Source organism: Nostoc sp. MG11 (genome assembly GCF_014904695.1).
Lineage (GTDB): Bacteria > Cyanobacteriota > Cyanobacteriia > Cyanobacteriales > Nostocaceae > Komarekiella.
In genome coordinates, this window is the sequence record NZ_JACXXN010000009.1 from 203537 (window position 1) to 226676 (window position 23140).

17 protein-coding genes are annotated in these 23140 nt (G+C 40.5%); 6 read left to right on the forward strand and 11 right to left on the reverse strand.

The window, feature by feature from the left end; genetic code table 11:
* The first annotated feature begins 940 nt into the window (after positions 1 to 940).
* Genes HCR01_RS15970 through HCR01_RS15980 form a run of 3 tightly spaced genes read left to right on the forward strand, consistent with a single transcriptional unit; the run spans position 941 to position 5117 of the window.
* On the forward strand, positions 941 to 3772 hold the full coding sequence (locus HCR01_RS15970; RefSeq protein ID WP_193197124.1) for a TonB-dependent receptor: 2832 nt from the start codon (positions 941 to 943) through the stop codon (positions 3770 to 3772).
* Between the two features lie 14 nt (positions 3773 to 3786).
* Positions 3787 to 4734 (forward strand): ABC transporter substrate-binding protein, encoded by a 948-nt coding sequence (locus HCR01_RS15975; protein ID WP_193197125.1) that lies wholly within the window; start codon positions 3787 to 3789, stop codon positions 4732 to 4734.
* 5 nt (positions 4735 to 4739) lie between these two features.
* Positions 4740 to 5117 carry a DUF1636 family protein gene (locus HCR01_RS15980; protein ID WP_193197126.1) on the forward strand — a complete coding sequence of 126 codons (378 nt, stop codon included), beginning with the start codon at positions 4740 to 4742 and terminating at the stop codon, positions 5115 to 5117.
* A gap of 181 nt (positions 5118 to 5298) precedes the next feature.
* Here HCR01_RS15980 and HCR01_RS15985 read toward each other — a convergent pair whose 3' ends face one another.
* From HCR01_RS15985 to HCR01_RS16005, 5 genes are all read right to left on the reverse strand, one after another.
* The gene (locus HCR01_RS15985) at positions 5299 to 7110 is read right to left on the reverse strand and encodes an ABC transporter ATP-binding protein (protein WP_193197127.1); all 1812 of its coding nucleotides are present in this window, start codon (positions 7108 to 7110) and stop codon (positions 5299 to 5301) included.
* Positions 7111 to 7324: 214 nt separating this feature from the next.
* Positions 7325 to 8335 (reverse strand): methyltransferase, encoded by a 1011-nt coding sequence (locus tag HCR01_RS15990; protein WP_193197128.1) that lies wholly within the window; start codon positions 8333 to 8335, stop codon positions 7325 to 7327.
* Between the two features lie 134 nt (positions 8336 to 8469).
* Positions 8470 to 9288 carry an ABC transporter ATP-binding protein gene (locus HCR01_RS15995; protein WP_193197129.1) on the reverse strand — a complete coding sequence of 273 codons (819 nt, stop codon included), beginning with the start codon at positions 9286 to 9288 and terminating at the stop codon, positions 8470 to 8472.
* A gap of 5 nt (positions 9289 to 9293) precedes the next feature.
* Positions 9294 to 10334: a FecCD family ABC transporter permease gene (locus HCR01_RS16000; RefSeq protein ID WP_193197130.1), complete on the reverse strand. Its 1041-nt coding sequence runs from the start codon at positions 10332 to 10334 to the stop codon at positions 9294 to 9296.
* Positions 10331 to 11362 carry a FecCD family ABC transporter permease gene (locus HCR01_RS16005; RefSeq protein ID WP_193197131.1) on the reverse strand — a complete coding sequence of 344 codons (1032 nt, stop codon included), beginning with the start codon at positions 11360 to 11362 and terminating at the stop codon, positions 10331 to 10333. Before HCR01_RS16005 ends, HCR01_RS16000 begins: the two co-directional genes overlap by 4 nt.
* Positions 11363 to 11866: 504 nt before the next feature.
* Here HCR01_RS16005 and HCR01_RS16010 point away from each other — a divergent pair.
* The 3 genes from HCR01_RS16010 to HCR01_RS16020 are packed head-to-tail and all read left to right on the forward strand — an operon-like array spanning position 11867 to position 15515.
* Complete coding sequence (locus HCR01_RS16010) at positions 11867 to 13972, forward strand: acylase (RefSeq protein WP_193197132.1); 2106 nt, start codon at positions 11867 to 11869, stop codon at positions 13970 to 13972.
* A 17-nt stretch (positions 13973 to 13989) separates the two neighbouring features.
* Positions 13990 to 14691: an ATP-binding cassette domain-containing protein gene (locus HCR01_RS16015; protein ID WP_193197133.1), complete on the forward strand. Its 702-nt coding sequence runs from the start codon at positions 13990 to 13992 to the stop codon at positions 14689 to 14691.
* Entirely contained in the window at positions 14691 to 15515 is an 825-nt protein-coding gene (locus tag HCR01_RS16020; RefSeq protein ID WP_193197134.1) for an ABC transporter permease, read from the forward strand. Before HCR01_RS16015 ends, HCR01_RS16020 begins: the two co-directional genes overlap by 1 nt.
* A 41-nt stretch (positions 15516 to 15556) precedes the next feature.
* Here the strand turns inward: HCR01_RS16020 and HCR01_RS16025 are convergent, their stop codons facing one another.
* The 6 genes from HCR01_RS16025 to HCR01_RS16050 all read right to left on the reverse strand — a co-directional run bounded on the left by HCR01_RS16025 (position 15557) and on the right by HCR01_RS16050 (position 22799).
* Positions 15557 to 15799, reverse strand: coding sequence for a hypothetical protein (locus HCR01_RS16025; protein ID WP_193197135.1), 243 nt, complete (start codon positions 15797 to 15799; stop codon positions 15557 to 15559).
* Between the two features lie 35 nt (positions 15800 to 15834).
* Positions 15835 to 16080, reverse strand: a complete 246-nt coding sequence (locus tag HCR01_RS16030; protein WP_193197136.1) for an HNH endonuclease — start codon at positions 16078 to 16080, stop codon at positions 15835 to 15837.
* Positions 16081 to 16148: 68 nt separating this feature from the next.
* Positions 16149 to 17345, reverse strand: a complete 1197-nt coding sequence (locus HCR01_RS16035; protein WP_193197137.1) for an alpha/beta hydrolase — start codon at positions 17343 to 17345, stop codon at positions 16149 to 16151.
* A gap of 533 nt (positions 17346 to 17878) precedes the next feature.
* Positions 17879 to 20356: a dynamin-like GTPase family protein gene (locus tag HCR01_RS16040; RefSeq protein ID WP_193197138.1), complete on the reverse strand. Its 2478-nt coding sequence runs from the start codon at positions 20354 to 20356 to the stop codon at positions 17879 to 17881.
* A 456-nt stretch (positions 20357 to 20812) separates the two neighbouring features.
* Complete coding sequence (locus HCR01_RS16045) at positions 20813 to 21694, reverse strand: aspartoacylase (protein WP_193197139.1); 882 nt, start codon at positions 21692 to 21694, stop codon at positions 20813 to 20815.
* Between the two features lie 52 nt (positions 21695 to 21746).
* On the reverse strand, positions 21747 to 22799 hold the full coding sequence (locus tag HCR01_RS16050) for a glutathione S-transferase family protein (RefSeq protein WP_226889372.1): 1053 nt from the start codon (positions 22797 to 22799) through the stop codon (positions 21747 to 21749).
* Between the last annotated feature and the right edge of the window lie 341 nt (positions 22800 to 23140).

A 23140-nucleotide genomic window follows, 5' to 3' on the forward strand; every position in this document is an offset into this window, starting at 1 on the left:
CTCTCCTCGTTTTATTGAGCCGTATCTAATGATTTTCTATTTCCGCTGAATTAATTTAGTTAACCAATAGCATATTTTAAAAGTTGTTTGTAATGTATTAAATACTTCCATAACCCCCTAAACTACACTGATTCTTACGCTTTTCCTGGCAAAGACGCTGCGTGTAGCAAGCTCTCAAGGTCAGAGGTACGGCAACGTTGTTAAAATTTACAACGGGCTGGCTTTCATTAAAAACAGGAATTTTAATCTATCTTCCCGCTTTCAACTTAAAAAGAGGAGCCGCCGCTCCAACTTCTCTTCAAGTAGAGCAAGTAGTGTGGGTTAAGGAGATATTGATACAACTTGATACTTTACAAACATCCTTTAAGATTGTCTAAATGCTAATTAATCGTGGTTTATTTGGATAAACATCTCCGTTATTGCAATTAATTTTTATTTATCCTTGATTAGATTAACGAGAATTGTTCGCTTTAGCAATAGAGTAATTATAGATAGTCTTTATTAAAAGAAGTACTAAGCATTAGGTTTTATTATCTAATTTTCTTTATATCTTTAGGTAGATAACCAGCAATATAGTTTTTTGAAGTCTCTTTTTAAGGCAGATATATAAGTTTTGCATATAACTACATAATATAAATTCCGTCCTATTTCGGTTAACTCCGTAGTTAAAAAGGCTATTTTAGCTTTTGGAAATACTTATTAGTAAAGTAGTTTTAGCTACTAGTGCAATCTCTGGTTATGTATCAAGCAAACACCTGCCTATAAGAATAATTATTGCTTAGTATTCTTAATTAAAGAAAAAAGATTATTAATTATCTTGTGTCTTGCATCACTTCATAATATGATTCAACTAACTTAAATCTAAATGACAATTTATTTCAAAGATTGTCGTTGTGTCTTCGGGTACGACCAAGTAGTGTGATTGAGTGTAAGCGGATAAATGAAGTTAGATAAATTTTTTCAAAGCCTGCTGCTGACAAGTGCAGTTGTTGTTGTTATGAACACTCCTGCTAAAGGTAAAGAAGTACAAGAGGATGTTCAAAGTAAATTTTCTAGCCAGAGGATAGGGAAGTCTGCATTAGATGAGACAGTTGCAGTTACAGATAAAAAATTTACAAGCAGCAAATCTCTGAAATTAACTCCCAGTACTAAAAAATACCGACTCTTTAAGTCTCAAATTGCAAGTTCACTGCAAAGGGCAAAGTCGGATAAAAGTAAAAATATTCGTCAACTGAGCGAAATTGAACTTCCCGCTACTAGCGCCCAAATGCTGGTACAGTCACCAACACCAACCAACTCCCCTAACCCAGAACAAGGAATTGGAGATCAACAAGTCATACCAATCACGGGAGTAAAGGCAAATCCCACTGACAAAGGTGTAGAGGTAATTTTAGAAACGGCTCTTGGAGAACAACTGCAAGTTACAAATCGTAGTACAGGTAATAATTTTATTGTTGATGTTTCAGGCGGACAATTGCGTTTGCCTAACGGCGATGCTTTTACATTTCGTTCAGAAAAACCGCTTGCAGGAATTACGGAAATCACTGTTACAAACATTGATGCGAAAACTGTTCGAGTGACGGTGGTAGGTGATGCACAGTTGCCGACAGTTGAGTTATTTGATGATAATGCAGGGCTGGTTTTTGGGATAAATTCTACTGCAACAGCGACGCAGCCATCACAGCAGCCCCAAACACCAGAAGCACAGAAGCCAGCAAGTGAGACGCCGCAAGAGGAACCAGCAGCACAGCAGGATGAGCCGATTGAGTTGGTGGTGACGGGTGAGCAAGATGGGTATCGCGTACCAAATACTACGACTGGGACAAGAACCGATACGCCTTTGCGTGACATTCCTCAATCGATTCAAGTAGTACCACAACAAGTGTTGCGCGACCAACAGGTGACTCGCTTAGATGATGCGCTCAGAAATGTTCCTGGTGTAACTCAAGATTTTAACTCTGGCCCATACGCCACCTATAGAATTCGTGGATTTGAGGCATTGAATAATAATTTGCTCAGGAATGGGCAAGTTGACGCGGGGGCTGGGGAATCAGTTGAACTTTCCAGTGTTGAGCGAGTTGAAGTCCTCAAGGGGCCTGCATCAGTACTATTTGGCTTGGGTAATCCAGGCGGAAGCATCAACATAGTTACTAAACGCCCCTTAAGTGAACCTTTTTATGCCATTGATGCAACTGTTGGCAGTTATAGTTACTATCGAGGTGCAGTTGACTTATCGGGGCCGTTAAATGACTCGAAAACAGTATTGTATCGTCTCAATACAGCCTACAGAAATTCAGGTAGTTTTATCGATTTCTACAATAGTGAAAACTTGAGTATATCGCCTGTTATCAGTGTAGGAATTAGCGAGACAACTAACCTAATCATAGAGGGAGACTATATTGAGACAAGAGATTCTGGATTTACACCTTTTGTACCTATCATTGGCTCTGTATTACCTAACCCCAATGGTAAAATACCCCGTAATCGCAACGTTGGTGAACCGACAGATGAAATAAACACAACTCTTACAAGGCTTGGATACCAACTAGAACACAAATTTGATGACAACTGGTCGTTACGTAATGCTTTTGCGTTCAATTTTCGTGCTTCCAGTGACAAAAGAACGCTTCCTTTAAGGTTAGATCCAGACAATCTAACGTTGCTTAATCGTTCTTACCGAGAATTCGACTTTGAAAGCACGTCTTATAATCTAAGTACAAATGTTGTTGGCAATTTTTCTACTGGTTCAATTCAGCATCAGCTACTATTTGGGATTGATTTGAACAGTTATGAAAATAGAGTACCAAAATTTACTTCTACTAGTGCTGCACAAATTGATATCTTTAATCCTGTTTACGGTCAACCACGAGGTACGCTTAGTCCAGAAATTAGTAATACAACAGTCACAAACTCATTAGGAATTTATCTTCAAGATCAAATTACACTGATAGATAGTTTGAAGGTGCTGTTGGGTGCGCGGTTTGATACTTTTGACCAAACATCTGAAGATTTCTCTTCTAACACAGAAACTAGCCAATCAGATAGTGCATTGAGTCCTCGGTTTGGGATTGTCTATCAACCCATCCCTGCAATTTCTTTGTATGCCAGCTATATCAGTTCATTTACTCCAGCAAACGGTGTATTTCTTTTTGGTGGCAGTTTGGACAACTCCTTTGAGCCAGAACGCGGACGTCAATATGAGGTTGGGGTGAAAGCAGATTTAAGCGATCGCCTTTCAGCAACGCTTGCATTCTATGATTTAACTCGTACCAATGTCTTGGTAGATGATCCCGATCCCAATCGTTCAGGTTTTCAAATCCAAACAGGTGAACAAAAAAGCCAAGGTATTGAACTGAATATTGCGGGCGAAATTTTGCCGGGATGGAATATTTATGCAGGCTATGCTTATACCGACGCACGCATTACGGAAGATGGTACTCTTGATGTTGGGAGCCAATTGCCAAATACCCCATACCATTCTTTCAACTTATGGACAGCCTATGAAATTCAACAAGGTGAATTACAAGGTTTAGGGGCTGGACTGGGCTTATTTTTTGTGGGCGATCGCGCTGGAGATTTGGGTAATACTTACGAGATACCTAGTTATGTTCGGACTGATGCAGCTATTTTTTATAACAGAGATAGATTTAGAGTTGCACTTAACTTCAGGAACCTATTTGACGTAGAATATTTTGAAAATGGCTCTAGCGCTACTCGTGTTAACTACGGACAGCCTTTTACAGTTCAAGGAACGGTTTCCTGGCAGTTTTAATAATTGAGACAAGAATGCGAAATTTTTTCTGTTGGCTAATATTGAGTATCTTAGGATTTACTTTAGTTACGGCTTGCAATCATAACGCATCTCAAAATATATCCTCTGCCTCTATGCCAGCCGCAGAATGTCGCATAGTTAAACACACAATGGGGGAAAGCTGTGTTCCGATTAACCCCCAGCGTGTTGTCACCTTATCTTTATCTACTTTAGGCAATGTCCTTGCACTCGGTGTTCAACCCATCGGTACTACAAACGAAGTTCATCATAAAGGCAAATTGACATCTGTTAAAGATCAAACAGAGAGAATAAAACTAATTGGACTGTCTCAACCCAATTTAGAAGCAATATTACTACTTAAACCAGATTTGATTATAGGGGTAGATTGGTTCAAACCAATTTATCCTCTACTATCTAAAATTGCCCCTACGGTATTGGGTGAACTTTATTATCCTACATGGGAAAAGCATTTGAGTTTTGTTGCTGAAGCATTAGGAAAACAAGAGACTGAAAAAGCACTTTGGGATCGCTACTATCAGCGAATAGAACAGCTAAAACTAGCATTAGGAACTCGCTATCAGAACAAAAAAATATCATTCATATATGTTGGGAGTGGGCAAATATCAATTGACACTAGAAACTCATTCGCTGGCTCCATTATTAGCGATGCTCTTTTGCAGCGTGCAGCTTCACAAAACATCGACGCACCCTATGGTTCAGTAAAAATTTCCTTAGAGGAATTAGAAAAAGCAGATGGCGATATTTTATTTGTGACAACTTTTTCAAGTGGTGGCAATGAATTTCTTAAAGAAAAACAACAAGAGCCACTTTGGAAAAACCTGAAAGCTGTTAAAGAAAATCATGTTTATTATGTTGAATTTATGTCATGGGGTGCGACAAATATGCTCGGAACTGATGCAGTAATTGATGATCTCTACAAATATCTCGTTAACACTCCTTAATTTTCATGATCAAACACACCTTATTCGTCTGTAAATCTTGTCACCGTTCATCTGAAGAACGACCCAAAAATCCGCCTTTCGATGGCGATTTTTTTATTGACCAACTAAACGGTTTATGCATCCAAAATTTCTCACCTGAAGAACTAGAAATTCAGCCAGTTGGATGCCTTTGGGCTTGCAGTCAGGGTTGTGTTGTATCTATTTGTTGCTCAGAGAAACCCACTTATTTATTTACTAACCTTACTCCAGAACCAAGCGCAGTAGCATTACTAGAATTTCTAAAAATGTATATCAACAGTAGCAAAGGGGCAATTCTTTGGAAACAGCTTCCCGAACTTTTGCAGTCTGCTATTTTCGCACAAATTCCACCTATAAAATTATAGTTTCGGTAATACATAAAAATCGCTTTGATTTTTGAACTTACTTGGCTTAACAAGCAATAGGTAACAGGAAAATAAAACCCTCTACCTAAATCTATTTCTTAAATGAAGCATATTATTGGGGTATCAATTTACTCTAAAAATAATAAATAATTCATACCCAAATTAAGCAAGATTCTACTTTTTATCTCACCCCCGATTGCACCCGCCATAAACCAGCATAAATTGCATTTTTATCCAACAATTGTTCATGGGTTCCCGACTCAACTAACTCTCCATATTCCATCACATAAATGCAATCAGCGTTACGGACAGTGGAAAGACGATGAGCGATCGCAATTGTGGTTCGATTCACAGTAATCCGTTCTAAAGAACGCTGAATAGCAGCTTCAGTTTCATTATCCACTGCTGAGGTGGCTTCATCTAAAATCAAAATTGGCGGATTCTTTAAAACAGTTCTAGCGATCGCAATTCTTTGGCGTTGTCCACCAGATAATTTTTGACCTCGTTCTCCGACTATCGTCTCATAACCTTGGGGTAGCCGCATAATAAAATCATCAGCTTCAGCAATTTTCGCAGCTTCAATTATTTGTTCATCGGTAGCATTAAAAGTACCATAGGCGATATTTTCAGCAACAGTACCATGAAATAAGAATACATCTTGACTGACCAGGCCGATACTACGACGCAAATCACGTAGATTTAATTTTTGAATATTAATATCATCAATCGCGATCGTTCCAGAAGAAATATCATACAATCGCAATAATAATTTCACTAAAGTGCTTTTACCAGAACCCGTAGAACCAACAATAGCGATCGTTTTGCCTGCGGGGATATGTAAGGATAATTTTTTAATTACTGGCTCTCTATCTCGATAAGCAAAAGTAACTTGTTTAAAGTCAATTTCACCACGCACTTTATCAATAGATAAAAATTTGTTTCCTCCAGTAATATTGATAGGAGCATCTAATAAATCCATGACACGATTAGTAGAAGCCATTGACCTTTGATATTTGTCAAATATTTCTCCTAATGTTACTAAAGGCCATAATAATCTCTGTACTAGAACTAGTAAAACACTGTAATTACCAATAGATATCTTACCAGCGTATGTTGCCATACCTCCCCAAAACAATAAGGCTGTGAACCCTGCTAAAACTAGCATTCTGATTAAGGGCACAAATGCAGCGGAAAGTTTTATTGCTTTGATGTTACTTTTTCTATATGCTTCGCTTTCTCCTGCCAATCTAGCACTTTCATAATCTTCAGCAGTAAAACTTTTAATTGTGGTAATACCACTGAGATTATTTGCTAGTCGCGAGTTCAGAAAGCTTACCCTTTCTCGCACCTCAGCATAACGAGTTTCCAGACGCTTTTGATAAGTAAAGGAACCCCAAACAATAAATGGCATTGGCAACATTGCTGCCAAGGTGATAGAGGCAGGTAAAATGAAGAAAGCACCACCAGTTAAAATGAGCAATGAAGTGATAATGTTGATAATTTCATTAGCTCCAAAATTCAAAAAATCTTCTAGCTGATTGATATCATCATTTAAAATAGACATCAAACCGGCTGTACTGCTTTCTTCAAAGTAAGCTGAATCTAATTCTTGTACATGATTATAGGCATCCAAGCGTAAATTATGCTGGATATTTTGGGCTAAATTACGCCAAAGTCTATTGTATGCATACTCAGAAGTTGATTCTAGTATCCAGACAATGATAGTGATCAATGAAAGCAGTAAAAATTGCCAAAATATCTCTTTGACACCCAACTTGGCAAATACAGAATTTTGCTGCTCTACGAGAATATCTACCGCAATACCAATTAACCACGGTGGTGCTAAGTCTAAAATCGTATTGATGATAGAAAATGATGTAGCCTGCCAAATCTGTTGGCGATATTGGCTTCCATAGTTTAGCAAACGTTGCAAAGGATGGGCTGAATTTCTCCGATTTTCAGATACTCTAGGAGATTTTGATGTGATTGTCACGACTGGTATTGTTTGTAGTTAAGTGATTGATGCGATATTAAGAACGGACAACTCAAGAACTGATACTACTGACAAAACTAAAAATGCCAACAAAGATTACATAGTAAAACTAATATTTAATTACTTTCAGATGAGCAAAATCTAATAGAAAACAAAAAAGTTAATTAGTTTAGTATTCATATATGAGAAAACCAAACCTATTTCTTGCTTCTTGTTACTTAATACCAAAAACCATCGACTCGGAGCCAGTTAAATGCTGCTGTTGCAGTTCACAAAATCCCACGGAACGCATCCATTCAATACAATCAGCGCCAGTGTAATCAAACCCTCCTGGAGTCTCAATTAACATATTCAGACTCATCAGAAGTCCAAAGGCATTTTCGCATCGATTGTCATCAATAATAGCGTCATAAACAATCAGCGCACCACCAGAGGGAAGGGCCCCATAGGCCTTAGTTAGTAGCATCAGTTTTTCGTCAAGATTCCAGTCATGCAAGATATGTCCCATAACTAAGACATCAGCAACAGGTAGTGAGTCAGAGAAAAAGTTACCCGCAAAGAATTGTAACCGTTGGCTCAGACCATTAGAATTAACGTATTCCTCAAAAACTGGACGCACAACAGGTAAATCAAACCCACCCCCAGATAGATGAGGATGCGCCAATGCTACTTGCACTGGTAAGCCACCTTGAGCTGTTCCAATGTCGATAAAAGTTTTGTATTCACTCCAAGGAAACTTTGCGGCGATCGCCTTCGCTGCTCCTATACTCAAACCAGTCATACTTTTAAGAAAAGTCTTTAAGCGATCGCTATCAGCATAAAGTGCAGTAAAAAAGTTTTCGCCATTCTTGGCTTCGTTTTGAGGTTGTCCAGTTTGTAATCCTTGAGTTAGAGAACCCCAAAATGGATATAACCGTGCATTTGCCATTTCTAAGAAGCCGCCGACATACTCAAGCTTACCACGAACGAGAAATCGCTCAGTCTCTTGAGTATTACAGTATTGCTCGTTATGTCGTTCTAACAAACCCAAAGCTACCAAGGCGTCAAAGAAATCTCGCGCTGAACGTGGATGTATTCCCAAGCGTTCAGCCAGGGTTTGAGCATCAAGAGGCGATGAATCAAGCAGAGTGAATAAACCGAGTTCAACTGCAACTAACAGGGTTTTTGCGCTCCAAAAACCCATTCCTATCTGCATAATTGCGTCAGGAGTTATTTTAGTATCCATAATTTTGCTTTAAAAGTTAACAAGATATGACGGTCAACTCAACTTATCATTAACGACGGATTTATTGACGCATACTGCTGTCGAATTTTACAAAATCCTCGACTTCTTTTAGAAGTCGAGGATTTTAAATCAAATCAGGAATTTAAAGAAACTTGTTTGTTATTTGCTTTCGCTTTACGTCCTATCGGCACACACATCGGTGTCCCTACAATTGGATCAGGAATAATACGACATTCCAACCCAAAAACCTCCTGAACCATTTCTTGAGTCATCACTAGCTTTGGTTCGCCAGCAGCAAAAATTCGCCCATCTTTGACAGCAACTAAGCAATCAGCATAACGACAGGCATGATTTAAATCATGCAGCACCATCACAATTGTTCGTCCCTGAGTTTGGTTCAACTCATACAACAAATCCAAAATCTCTATTTGGTGCGCCAAATCTAAAAAAGTAGTCGGCTCATCTAGAAGTAAAATATCTGTATCTTGCGCCAGCGCCATTGCAATCCAAGCTCTCTGTCGTTGTCCACCAGACAAAGTATCTAATGCTCTATCTGCCAACTCCAATAAATCTGTAATTAAGAGTGCTTGTTGTACGATTTTTTCATCTTTGGCTGACCACTGCTGCAACCAATTTTGATAAGGGTAACGTCCTTGTGCGACCAAATCTCGCACTGTTAAACCTTCCGGCGCTACTGGTCCTTGGGGCAAAATTCCCAACTGTTGAGCTACTTCTTTGGTGGAAAGATTAAAAATAGACGTTCCATCAAGATAGACCGTACCGCTACGGGGTTGAAGCAATCTAGCTAGACCTCGCAATAACGTTGATTTACCACAACCATTAGCACCAACTAAACCACTAATTTGTCCGGTGGGGATTGTCAAATTCAGGTCACGGATAATCAGCGCACCATCATAAGCTAAAGACAGACTTTTAGTTGACAGTCCTTTCATAAGCTTTATTTTTTACGATTACGAATTAATAAGTAAAGAAAATAAGGAGCGCCAATAGCAGCAGTTACTACCCCACAAGGAAGTTCGATAGGTGCAAACAGTGTTCTTCCTAGCAAGTCTGCTATTACAACAATCACTCCCCCCAAAAGCGCGGAAGTAGGAATCAAACCTTCATGGGTTGTACCTACCAACTGTCGTCCTAAATGGGGTGCGATTAAACCAATAAAACCAATATTGCCGGCGGTAGCGACTCCTGCACCTGCTAAGGCTACACCCACCAGCACTAGTAAACCACGTTGCCATTCCACACTAGTACCCAAGCCTTTGGCGACATCATCTCCTAAGTTAAGAACGTTCAAATGTCTCGCTAGTGTCAAAGCCATTGGTACAAAGATAATTAACCAGGGTAATAAGGAAAATACTTGCTCCCAGGTACGACCGTAGACGCTCCCAGCTAACCAAACCAAAGCAGCACTAACGTCATAAATTTCCCCAAAAGTAATCATCAAGTTCGTGAAAGCACTGGCGATCGCAGACAAGCCAATACCCATCAAAATTAATAGAATCGGAGAACTACCTTTGTTCCAAGCCAGCGAGTAAATTAAACCCGCCATCAGCAAAGCACCAGCAAAAGCAGCTAAGGGCAAAGTGTAAACTGGTGCTGATGGATATAGTACAATTACTGCAACTGCTGCTAGACTAGCCCCAGCATTGATGCCGATAATACTAGGGTCTGCCAAGGGATTACGTGTCAGCCCTTGAAAGATAGTGCCAGAAATTGCAAACGCTACTCCCACCATAAAAGCTACAAGTGTGCGGGGTAGACGCAGATTGTGAATCACAAAGGCATGGTCTGGGTTTCCCGTATCTAAACCCAATACAGTTTTGACGATATCTAAAGGCGAGATTGGATATTCACCTCGGCCTACATTCATCACCATCGCCACTGCAATCACTACTACCAAACACAGCAGCATGACTGGTACACGTCGGTCTATACGAAAAGATATCGCCTGCGAACGGACGACTAGCCAATCAACCTTCATTTTTTCACCTTTGACTTAGCCAGGTACACAAAAAATGGAGCGCCAACTATTGCTGTCATTACACCTACAGGTAACTCCTGGGGTTTGAGCAACACACGCGCGGCAATATCTGCAACTAACAGTAAAATTGCGCCCACAACTGCGGAATAAGGCAAAATCCAACGATAATCAGCTTTAATAAAAAATCGGACAATGTGGGGAACGACTAAGCCGATAAAGCCGATTGGCCCTGCAAGAGATACTGAACTCCCCGCCAGTAAAACAACGCTGATGGCTGTGATGATTTTAATCCAGGTTATCTGCTGACCTAAACCTTTGGCCACATCTTCACCAAGACTCATGGTGGTAATTTGTCTACCAAGAGTAAAAGCCACCACTAATCCAATGACGACGAAAGGTAATGCTTGGAAGAATATGTTGATATCTTTACCAGCCAATGAACCAGCTAACCAGAATCTAATTTCTTCTAATGTTCGTTGACTGACGATCAGAATAGCAGTGGTTAGAGAAGAAATCAAAGCCGTGAGTGCTGCACCTGCTACTGTCAAATTCAATGGGGTGGCTCCTCCTCGTCCCAGAGAACCAAGAAAGTAGACTAACATCGCTGTGGCTCCTGCACCTAAAAAGGCCACAATGGTTAAAACACTTAAGGACGAGCTGCCAAAAACAAAAATTGTTGCAACAACAGCTAGTGCTGCTCCTGACTCGATACCCAAAATACCTGGATCTGCTAAGGGGTTGCGTGTCAAACCTTGCATCAATGCTCCAGAGACAGCCAAGGCTGAACCTACTAGGATAGCAACTAGCGATCGCGGTAATCTCACGGTCTGAATAACTAAGTGTTGGTATGAACCATCAAAGGCTATAAAAGATGTCAAAGTCTTACCTAGAGGTATTTCTGCTGCACCTAACATCACACTGTATACCAGGCAAATTACCAGGATACACAGTCCCAAAACCAGACCAAATAAGGTTGACATTTGTGGCTTTTTCAATCCTCTAGGTGACATTGTGGTCGCTTTTGTCATGATCCTGCTGTCACTTGAAAATATTACGCTTTGCTGGTTATTTGTTTTTTAGCGTTGCTGAGTAGAAATATGAATTTGTATCACGCAGAGGCGCAGCGAAAAGTTCTGTAGGCGGGTTTCCCGCCGTAGGAAACTTTTCAAGACAGAGCCGCAGAGAGTAAGAGTTGAGAAGAGTTGATTTTTAAACTCCATATTCAAATTCAGCAACACCTGTTTTTTAACATTTAACAGGTTTTTAATCATAAGAGTTGATAATCTTTCTTAATAACTATATAGATTACATGATCCTGTAGCTATTTCATTATTTTTAATCAGAATCAAGGATACGGTTTCAGCCTTGATATAATTTCTCAACAAAGTGGTATTGTGAGATCAACTTAAATCTGCTGTGTCAAAGTCACTTGCTTCAGGAGGTGGGAGGCAGAGTCAAGATTCTGTCTTGATTCTTCTTTGACAAATAGCAGTTTCAGTCACCAGGCGTTGCATCTGTACATGGTGGTGTTAATGAGGATTGATATTTTACTCAGGGTTTGTAAAAGAAAATCAATACGTGTTTTACCCTTAATACTCAGTTTGATAATGGTTTTGTTTGTAGGAAGCCACACTGTAGCCACACCAACAAAATCTACAGAGATATTATGGGATACATACGGTGTACCGCATATATACGGGAAAGATGACCGGAGTGCATTTTACGCCTTCGGTTGGGCACAAATGCAAAGTCATGGAGATTTGCTTTTACGTCTCTATGGTCAAGCACGGGGACGCGCGGCCGAATATTGGGGAGAGGAGTATTTAGAGTCAGATCGTTGGGTACAAACTACCGGAGTACCAGAACGCGCTCGTTCTTGGTACAAAGCACAGAGTCCAACTTTTCGTAGCTATCTCGATGCTTTTGCTAGTGGGATCAATGCTTATGCTTCCCAAAATTCTAACTTGATTGATGATCAAGTTGAAGCGGTGCTACCAGTCAAGGCAGAAGATGTCATGGCTCACTTACATCGGGTGCTCAATTTCACCTTTGTGGTCAATCCAGAGCAAGTATTAGACCTGAGTAAACAAAAGTTGCAAGCGGGATCTAATGGTTGGGCGATCGCACCAAATCATTCTGCTAGTGGGAAAGCAATGTTGCTAGCAAACCCACACCTACCTTGGTCAGATTTATTTTTGTGGTACGAAGCCCAAATCACCGCACCAGGAATTGATGCTTATGGAGCAACACTTGTAGGTATTCCCGTATTAGCGATCGCATTTAACAACAACTTAGGTTGGACTCACACCGTTAATACTTATGATGGTTGGGATGTTTATGAACTCACACTTGCAGGTAATGGTTATCGCTTTGATGACAAAGTTCGTAAGTTCCACACAAAAACTTTTTCCTTAAAGGTGAAACAAAAAGATGGCTCCTTACAAGAGCAACCATTAGTAGTGAAAAGTTCTGTCCACGGGCCTGTAGTAGCCGAGAAAAATGATAAAGCTGTAGCCCTGAGAGTTGCAGGTCTTGACCAACCTGGTGTACTCCAACAGTGGTGGGATATGGCACGTTCCCAGAACCTTAACCAGTTTGAAACCGCACTCAAGCGCCTACAACTATCGATGTTTACGGTGATGTATGCAGATAGAGAAGGGCATATTATGCACCTATTCAACGGTCAAGTTCCAGTGCGATCAAATGGTGATTTTGCATACTGGGAAGGACTGATCCCAGGAAATACATCTAAAACCTTGTGGACAAAAATTCATCCTTATCAAGATTTACCGCGCATAGTTGACCCTAAGAGCGGCTGGTTGCAAAATACCAATGATCCACCTTGGACAACTACATTTCCATCCGCCATTAAAGCAGATAATTACCCGCCTTACATAGCACCTCGTTTCATGGATTTCCGCTCACAACGTTCTGCAAGGATGTTGGCTGAGGATGACAAAATCTCTTTTGATGAAATGGTTGCATACAAGCATTCTACCCGCATGGAATTGGCTGATCGCTTGTTGGATGATTTAATTCCGGCTGCACGCAAGTATGGTCAGGACATAGGGCGACAAGCAGCTAGTGTCCTAGAAGCCTGGGATCGGCAAGCCAATGCAGATAGTCGGGGGGCGGTATTATTTGCTTTTTGGGTAGAACAGATGGACTTAGATAAAGCATTTAGTAAACCCTGGAATGAAAATTCTCCCCGTACCACACCCGATGGCTTAGCAAATCCCAAAAGTGCAGTTGCAACACTCGAAGCAGTAGCCGCACAGGTAGAAAAAACTTATGGGGCGCTTGATGTACCGTGGGGTAAGGTTTTTCGGATTCAGTTGGGTGATGTGGATTTGCCTGCTAATGGTGGGGATGACGACCTGGGAATTTTTCGTGTACTCAATTTTGCTCCAGGAGAAAGCGGTCAATTCCAAGCCGTTGCAGGTGATTCCTATGTTGCTGCAATTGAATTTTCCAACCCTGTAAGAGCAATGGCACTTACCAGTTACGGGAATGCGACTCAACCTGGATCGTCACACATTAGCGACCAGTTAGAGATGTTTGCCAACAAAAAATTACGTCCTGTGTGGCGCGATCGCTCAGATATTCTTGCCCATTTAGAACAACGTAAAATATTCTGAGGATTCTGGGGAGACACATGAAAAATCACCTTACCCAAAGCCAGACTAGTGAGCTAAAATTGTCTCCCAACAACCCTATTCTCTCTGTACAAGACTTAGGTCGAACAGTTGAGAAACGCTGGATCTGGAATCACCTAAGTTTTCAATTGTTTCCAGGGGAACGAGTAGCAGTGATCGGTGCTTCTGGATCTGGTAAAAGCTTACTGCTACGAGCATTAGCTGGTCTAGATCCAGTACAAGCAGGGCAAATTATTTTTCAGGGGCAGCCGATGAATTCCTGGTTTATACCCAGCTATCGTTCCCAAATTATCTACTTACATCAGCGACCAGCCTTGTGGGAAGGAACTGTAGAGGAAAATCTCCAGAAAGTTTATCGATTAGCAGTTCACCGCCATCAAGTTTACAACCGTCAGTTAATTCTAGACTATCTGCATCTTTTGCATAAAACGGCTGACTTTTTGCAGCGTCCGGTGAGCGCTATTTCTGGTGGTGAGGCGCAGATTCTCGCCTTTTTGCGAGCTTTACAACTTTCACCAAAAATACTACTACTGGATGAACCTACTGCCTCATTGGATGGTGGAACTGCCCAAAGTTTAGAGGCTTTAGTTGCAGCTTGGCAACATCAAGACCCACAACGAGCATATCTGTGGACAAGTCATGACTCAACCCAGTTAAAACGCATTACCAGCCGCCAAATTACCTTGAAGGAAGAAGACTGATGGAAGCCAATTATATCCAGATTAGTTATGGACAACTAGCTTTGGCGACTTTGTTTATTCTGATCAATATAGGGCTTTCCTTGGTTTTGCGGTTGGGACTAGAGCAAAGTCTGGGGATAGCCTCGCTACGCATGGTAGTACAGTTGTTGCTGGTAGGGTACATATTGCAGTGGGTGTTTACTCTCAGCAACCCTCTATTGATCATACTTTTGGCTTTGGGCATGACGGTTATAGCTGGTGTATCTAGTGTCAACCGTACGCGTAGACGGTTTACAAGTATTTATTGGAACAATTTCATTTCCCTTTTCAGCGGTTCCTTTTTAGTTACAGGGATAATAGTTACTGGCATTGTACGCGTAGAGCCGTGGTACGAACCACAGTATCTTATTCCTCTGTTGGGTATGGTGTTGGGTAATGCCCTCACGGGTACTTCTTTGAGTTTGGATCGGTTTATGGAGGACTTAATTAGTCATCGGGGGGAAATAGAGGCCCTACTGACTCTAGGTGCAACCCGTTGGGAAGCTGCACATCAAACTATTAAAGAAGCTCTGAGAACAGGAATGATTCCGACTATAAACTCAATGATGGTGATGGGATTAGTTAGCTTACCGGGAATGATGACTGGTCAAATTCTCGCTGGAGCAAATCCTAATGATGCTATACGCTACCAGATTGTAATTATTTTTGCACAGGCAGCAGGAGTTGCGATCGCCACAATGGGAGTTGTTATTCTGGCTTTTCTTGTTCTCTTTAATCGAGATCACCAGCTCACAGATTTATTACGTCACGCGAGTTCGACAAAACTAAAAAGCAGCCACAGATAAACACTAATAAATTATCGGTGTTTATCTGTGGTTCTAAATATCTAGCCTTGAGGGCGATCGCAACGGTAGGGATAAAGCCACTCACACCTAAAAAGTCCGTGGGTGTGTTTCTCTAAAAAGGTTCCAGCGTGGCGGCTACGTGATATGTTGATTCCAGCTTTCGTTTTAACTTCATATAGCCAGGGAAAGGCTGCCACTAAAATAGCGATCGCAGCAGAGAGGTACAGCATCTTAGTTTTAACTTGGGCGAATCTTCGGGAATTGCTGTTGACGTTTGGAGACATAGACCTTAGAAACTAACAGTCGCTCCTAACCTAACCTAAAGATCAAAATATCGCCGGAAGCGGTGGTCAGTTTTATCTGTTTTCTGCTGGTTGCAGGTGAAGCAAAGAGTTTGTAAGTTACTGATATCGTTTTGACCACCTTGAGCGAGGGGGATGATGTGGTCAATAGTGAGGTCAGTTTCTAAAGTTGTTTTACCGCAGCTTTGGCATTGGTATTTATCACGTTGAAAGACATATTTTCTCACTTCAGGCGGGATACGAATGCGGGGAGTTTTAGTCATGAGTTTTCCTCGTTGATTATGCGGCGAAGGTCAAAGTAATTCATAATTAATAATTCATAATGATGAAATTATTGACTAAACAATGCCCAAGCCAAAAATCTCTCGGTGTAATATAACGCTAATTGATTGCTGACACCATTAAAAATGGCATCAAAAGCGTGTTCTGCCCAAGGAATTTCTAAAAAAACCGCAGTATTTCCAGAGTTACGTAACCGTTCGTACATTTGCCTACCAAATCGTGCTTGTACTAAATGGTCGTGTCTGGCGTAGATTAATAAAGTTGGTGGTAAAGAGCGCGTCACGTAATTTATCGGCGAAGCAATTTGATACCGATTAGGTAATTCTTCTAGAGAACCGCCGATAAATGCCTTTAAAACAGCGCGGGAATTGATGGGATCAGGACGTGGTGGTGTTTTATATCCTTCAGTTAAATCAACAGGCCCGTAATAGTTCACCACAGCACGGACAGGTAATGCATCTGGTTGATAAGCAGCCAGCATTGCCAGGTGTGCGCCTGCGGAACGCCCTAACAGTACCATGCGTTCTGGATCAGCTTCATATTCAACTGCGTGTTTGTGAATAAAGCTGAGGGCTGTACGTACGTCATCTAACTGAGCCGGAAACCGATATTTTGGTGCGTGTCGATAGTCAATTGCAAATACCGTATATCCCCGACTTGCTATATATTGATTAAACTCAGAATTGGCGCGAGGATTCCCATATTGCCAAGCTCCACCATAAATTACAATCACTGCTGGATATTTCCCCATTGCTGGGGGTTGGTAAACTTCCATTTTTAATGGTATTCCCGCAGAAGTAGCAAAGATAATACCTGTTTGATGACGCGTTTTACCTGATGGAATACCCCGAAAAGTATTAACTAAGGAAAAGGGATCGCTTTGCATCTTAGCGCTTATTTGGACTGGAATTTGCTCTAGATAATCTTTACCTAATCCTTGTTTCATAGCTTTCGCCATTTGCATTTGAGTTAGTGGTATATTCACTAGCACCGAAGCGCAAATTAGCAATCCAATTAGACTTAAAGTGCAGACTAGACGTTTTAGTTGATGCTGGCGGATGCAGAAAAAAGAAAGCAGCAAACAAAGCAAATTTAATCCAAATAACCAAGGACTCATTTCTGGCGCTCCCACTGCTAGCCTAAGTAAAAGCATGTTTGGAGCAGGAATAATAATCCAAGAGCTGAAAAACAGACTAATAAAACTTAATAATAATGCAAGCCATGATAAAACTCTTTTATAGGACATAGACGATAAAAGGGGCACAGTATTTAGGGCTAAAGATTAGGATTGGGAAAAGGGAAAGGAGGAACGGGAAAAGGGAAGAAGAAATTCTTTTACTCTTTAATTTTTCCCTTTATCAAAAGTTTAGTAATTGCCAATACCTAATAAATAAACAAAAATTGTTATCTAATAATTGGCATTATTTAAGTAGCTAGGCGTAAATAAATTAAAGTTTGTAGTAAGGACTTTAGTCCTGATCATCCTTGTCTTGAGCGATGAATCGCTCACTACGAACTAAGATGTTTTTATATTTAATTATACCTACCTAGTTACAAAACCGCCTGAGAATTCATTCTCAGGCTAATAGCTAAAGTCTTCTTTAGAAGACTGAGTTAGAATTAGAGTTCACTTTTTAAGCTTTTCTGTGCGCGATCTTTATAATACGGTTCGGTTAAAGAGGAAATGTTTGAATTTACCCTTCTTCTTTCTCCCTTACCTTTTACCCAGACAAAAAAAGTAGAACAGTGCTAATCCAAACCGTATTAGAACCATAGACATTAACTTTGTGTTATTCCACGCAATAAACCATCTGAAATAACAATACCGTTATTTGACAAGATATTATCGAGTTGTGAATCAGTTGCTAAATTCAGAGAGTCTGCATCGCCAATTACAGGTAGCAAGTGGTCATACAATTGCATTGCTTGCAAACAACTATTAATATTAGATGCTGCTGAATTATATATCTCAATCTTCTCCTCAATAACATTCAACGATCGCTGATTATGAGCAATCTTATCTTCAGCTTCTTTTTCTAGTATTTTCTCTAAAAAAGTACGTGCATGAGAGTACTGCTGCAAAATTTCGTCTGTTTGCTTATCAGCCATTGGCAACAATAGAGTTTTGAGGGTTTGGTTAACAGTTTGACGGAAAGATTTACGAATGGTTTGGGAAACTTTTGGCTCAAAATCTAACTTCAATAATTGCCTTATTGCGGGTTCTGCTTCCACTATGCTTTCGCAGTCGTAACCTTGGGAAGTTTGTAGCAAAGTCTGGCGAAATTGATATATAGAAAAAGTGCCTTCATCGTAAAATCTGGGACTTTCACGTACAAAGCGATCGCACTCTACACTAGCCGCACTCACTAACGTCTGAGTAACTTGTTTTTCTACAATTCTGATCTCTTGTTCAATTCCGCCATCATTACCTAATAAGCGATACAATTGACGATAGTACTCTGACTTACGAACCTTTTCGATTAATCGTTGGAAAAAATTCACAATAATTTGCTGAGACGAATCAACTAAGATATCTTCTAATTGGTTTGCTAAGTAATAAAATGCCTCTACTAAAATGGCAATTAAAGGCGCAGTAGCATTGCGCGGATGGCTGAGGGTTGCACGTCGATAAGCATAAGCAACAGAAAAAGTGTCTAACAACTCATCTAAACGGCGAATCATTCGTGATTGTAATTGCCGAAAGTCTGTTTCAAAAACCTCACAAGAATTATTAATTAATTGATTAACTTCTTCTGTGATGTGTTGGCTAAAATCTTTACCAAATTCCTGGAGTTGTTGGTTGAGGCGCTGTAATTCTTGCGCCTTCATCGCCTCAATTTCTCGCGGTTGACTATATAAATTTCGCAGCACTTCCTGATAATGTTTTTTCAACTTAATACAAATATCTTCCAAATCATCAGCAAGATTTTTAAATAATTGCGGACGCTTTTCTTCGGTAAGATAGCGAGTAATAGCTGTGCGGAATTCCTCAATACCACTATCTTGAATTAGCTGGTTAACTAATGGCGTTCCTTGTTCAGTTAAAATCCGTACATAGTTCTCATTTGAGGTTTCAAAGCTGTTTACCGAAATGCGGAATTTACTAGCTGACAATTTACCTGAGTTAGCACAATAACGATTAAATTCGTTAATAAATTGTGGTGTTTCTTCTCTACCATCCAAACCTTTAATACTTTCTGCAAAGACAGAATCTAAACCAAATCTGTCTTGTTCGCTTGTCTGTTTAATCTGACTGCCGTAAAATCCTAATAATCCGCTAGTTTTATAAACTCTGCTAGTATTGTGAAACTGCCCAGTAATTAAATCATCCAATCGTTGCCGTAGCTGGGTGTTGTACCAAGTTTCATCAATCCGGTTGAAAATGTAAAAAACGCGATCGCGTATTCCCCCATTCTCCCGCATCGTTTCTAAAAGTTCCGTTTCTTCCTTTGTCATATCCCCAGCCGAAGCAGGTTTCAACACACATACCACCGCTGAAGTATCGGGATGTTGAATTGTGGCGTAAGTTAATTGTGCATCCTTATCCACAGGTGCATCAATTCCAGGAGTATCAATAATTACATTGCCATCTTGCAATAGAGGATGGTTGCAGTAATATTCTATCCGTTTTAAAACAGCGCTATTGCTACCACGACGTGCATACCCAGCCGCTTCCTTGAGATTGGAAAAGTTAAATTGTTCCATTGAATATGTAGCATTATTAACCGTGTGGATACGATCGCGGTTTGCTACATACCCCTTCAATAACAGTATCAACGCTTTCGCTTGTTTTGCCCGTTCCGATTTACTCTCACCACCCTCCTGCTGGATAATAGTTTCACAACCTTGACGTAGCAAATTAATTACATCATATTGATTGATATTAGCTACTGTCTTAAATCCCATCTGCTGAGACAACAAAACTGCTTGATCTCGAATCTCTGCTTCACTTAAAAATGTTAAAACAACACGTTCTTTATCTAATTCTGCATACTCAATTTTGCATTCTGTACCTGTAGCGTGTCCCTCTGCACTGTATAGTAACTCCCTCTCCAACAGTGCATTGATTAACATTGACTTACCTGCACTAAATGCACCTGCAAACACAATCTCAAACTTGGGAGCAATCGCTTTACTAAGGGAAGTTTGTACAGATGTAATGTCTTGGGAACGTAGCGTTGCTTCTTGCTGTAAAAGTTGTAATATGAACTCAACTTGCTCTTTCAAATTTTTGCACTGAGGTAGCATATCTGACATATTTAGCACCCAAAATATTACTGTATATTTTATTGACTATTAAATTATTTTGAGTACCGTAATATCACGCACAAAATAATTAGTTTTAATTAGAGTATTGCTATTAACTAACTTTCTAACTATTGACAGATGAAAGTCATTAATATCAGATTAAAATTCAACAAATATTTGATGCAAGGCTTCAATAACTTTACCAAAAAAGACAATACCAAATCAGCGAACAATGAACAGTTACCAGTGTCCCAAGCCACTGTTTTTAAGTGATAACTGATATCAGACATGGTAATCGCAAAAAAATACCCTCCGGGGATGGGGTACTCCCGAAGGATATTAGCAAAGACATTGGAATAATAGACCATTCTAGAAATAAATTTATCTTTATTCGTAAACTTATTCCCTCCATCTATAGGATTGGTCAAGGTTAATTATTATAGTTACCGGGAATACAAAAAAGTCTTAGAGATTGACTCGCAGCTTTTGTGTCAAACACATTGCAATCCCTTTTTCGTAGTAAGCTGCTTCATTAATAAAAATAGGCCAAACGGTAGATTTACCCTGATAAAAAATTGTTTCATCATCAAAAGTTAAGAATATCGGATCTCCTGGGTTTAGGGCTTGATAATCCCTATCTTGTAGCTTTGGATGAATCATCCCAAAGATTGCGCCATCCTCTTTCTTTGGGTAGTCTACAACGGATAAGTGCTGATACATGATTAACGTTTCGTTGGTTGAGGGAATTTCACCCTGATTGAATCGTTCTAGATAATCTAAGATCTCATGAACAAGTTTTTCTGTTTGTTGAAACAGTGTCGATTTTAAGACGCCTTGAGCAACGGGGCCAACCTCAATTGCAAAGCCCAATTCACACAGAGCATTGAGAAATGGATTTTCTTCAAATGATTGAAAAGAGCAGCGATAAACCTTAACTAAAGGGTTGATATAGTTTAGATAAGCAGCTAATTTCAAGTTGAAAGAATGATTATTTACCAGAATAATCGTTAGACCCATATTGGCTGTAGTACTGTGCAAATCCAAGATAAAATCTACCTTTTTTGCACTCGAAGCTAGAATATTTTGAATTGATTTAGCTTGTAATTCTTCGTAACTTTCAAGAGTCTGATTTTGCAGTTCTTGCTTAAGAAAACAGCGATTTAAATCCTTCTCTATGTATCGTCTTCCTACTGCAAAAGCTTTAGGATTTGCTAGCAGAGTCACAGTTTCAAAATTAGGCTTAGCAATCAAGTCAGGAAACTGGTTAAACTTTTTGACTAGATAAGCCCCTGTGAATTCATTACCGTGAGTTCCGCCGACAATTGCCACTCGATTAATTTGGTTCACAATTGCACCCACTTCGGACATCAGCTATCGAGGAATATGTTCTCAAGATAACTTATGAAGCCTCTACGCCGACATTTTGGCGATTGTGTGGTTCATAAAGGTATGCCATATTAGGCCCATTAGGGATGATTCCACCGGGATTCAGTGGGAACAAGTTACCGTAGTAGTCCCGCTTGACACTCTCTACGTCGCAAGTATCAGCCACACCTGGAAGCTGATATAAGTCACGTAAGTAAGCTCCTAAATTTTCGTAGTCTCGAATTCGCTGACGGTTGCACTTAAATAACCCATAATAGGCACTGTCAAAACGAAACAACGTTGTGAATAAACGGATATCTGCAAGTGTAAGATTTTGACCACACAAATATCGATTAGTGTGCAATGCTGTGTCAATCTCATCAAGAGTTACGAACAGTTCATTACAAGCTTGGTTATATGCCTCTTGGGTTTGGGCAAAACCGCAACGATAAACGCCGTTGTTCACTGTGTGGTAAATTTTCTCATTCCACCAGTCAATCTTCTCTTTAAGTTCTTCTGGGTAGAGATTTAGTGTAGGATTGTTTGCGAACTCGTTAAACTCAGAGTTTAGCATGACGATAATCTCTGCACTCTCATTGTTGATGATCGCTTTGGTTTGGTCATCCCACAATACTGGAACTGTAGCGCGTCCACTGTAGCCGGGTTCTGCTAGCTGATATAACTCCGCAAGTGTGCGACAACCTTCGTCTTCTTGGTCGAATACCCAACCTCCTTCTGTTGAAGAAGGAGACACAACTGATACCGATATTACAGCTTCGAGTCCTTTGAGCGATCGCACAACCAAGGTTCGATGCGCCCAGGGACAGCCTAGCCCAACATAAAGTTTATAGCGCCCCGCGGCTGGTGGATACGGATTTCCTACTTCTGCGCCGATAAACTTTCGGAACTGGCTGTTGGGACGGATGTACGCTCCCGATTGATTGCGGGGAGCCAGGTTTGACATCATTATGTGCCAGAGAGTAGTCCAGACAAACTTCCCCAGCCAGATTATCAGCTTTGGAGGAAGTGACTTACCCTTTTTCTTTCTAAAATTTTTGCCGTCATCCATTGGAGTTGAGTTGGTCATGGCGACAGTCTCCCTTACAGGACTCAGGATGGGCTAAACGCCCCGCTAATAGCAGGCTTGTATGATAAATTACTGGAGTGGGCAGTGCCCCATTGGTGTCAACTTCAGCTCAAACACTCAATTTACAGTAGTTTTAGATCCCCCAACCCCCTTCAAAAGGGGGCATTCGATTCTAATTCCCCTCTTAAAAAGGGGAGCCAGCGCGGTCTTCTCCCAACGCGAAGTAGCGTCTCGTAGAGAAGGAGAGACGCAATCATGCGATGGGGTCTCCCCAAGTGGAGCGACTGGCGTGGGTTAGGGGGGATCTCAAGTCTCGGTGGTACATCGAAAAACTTTGAAAT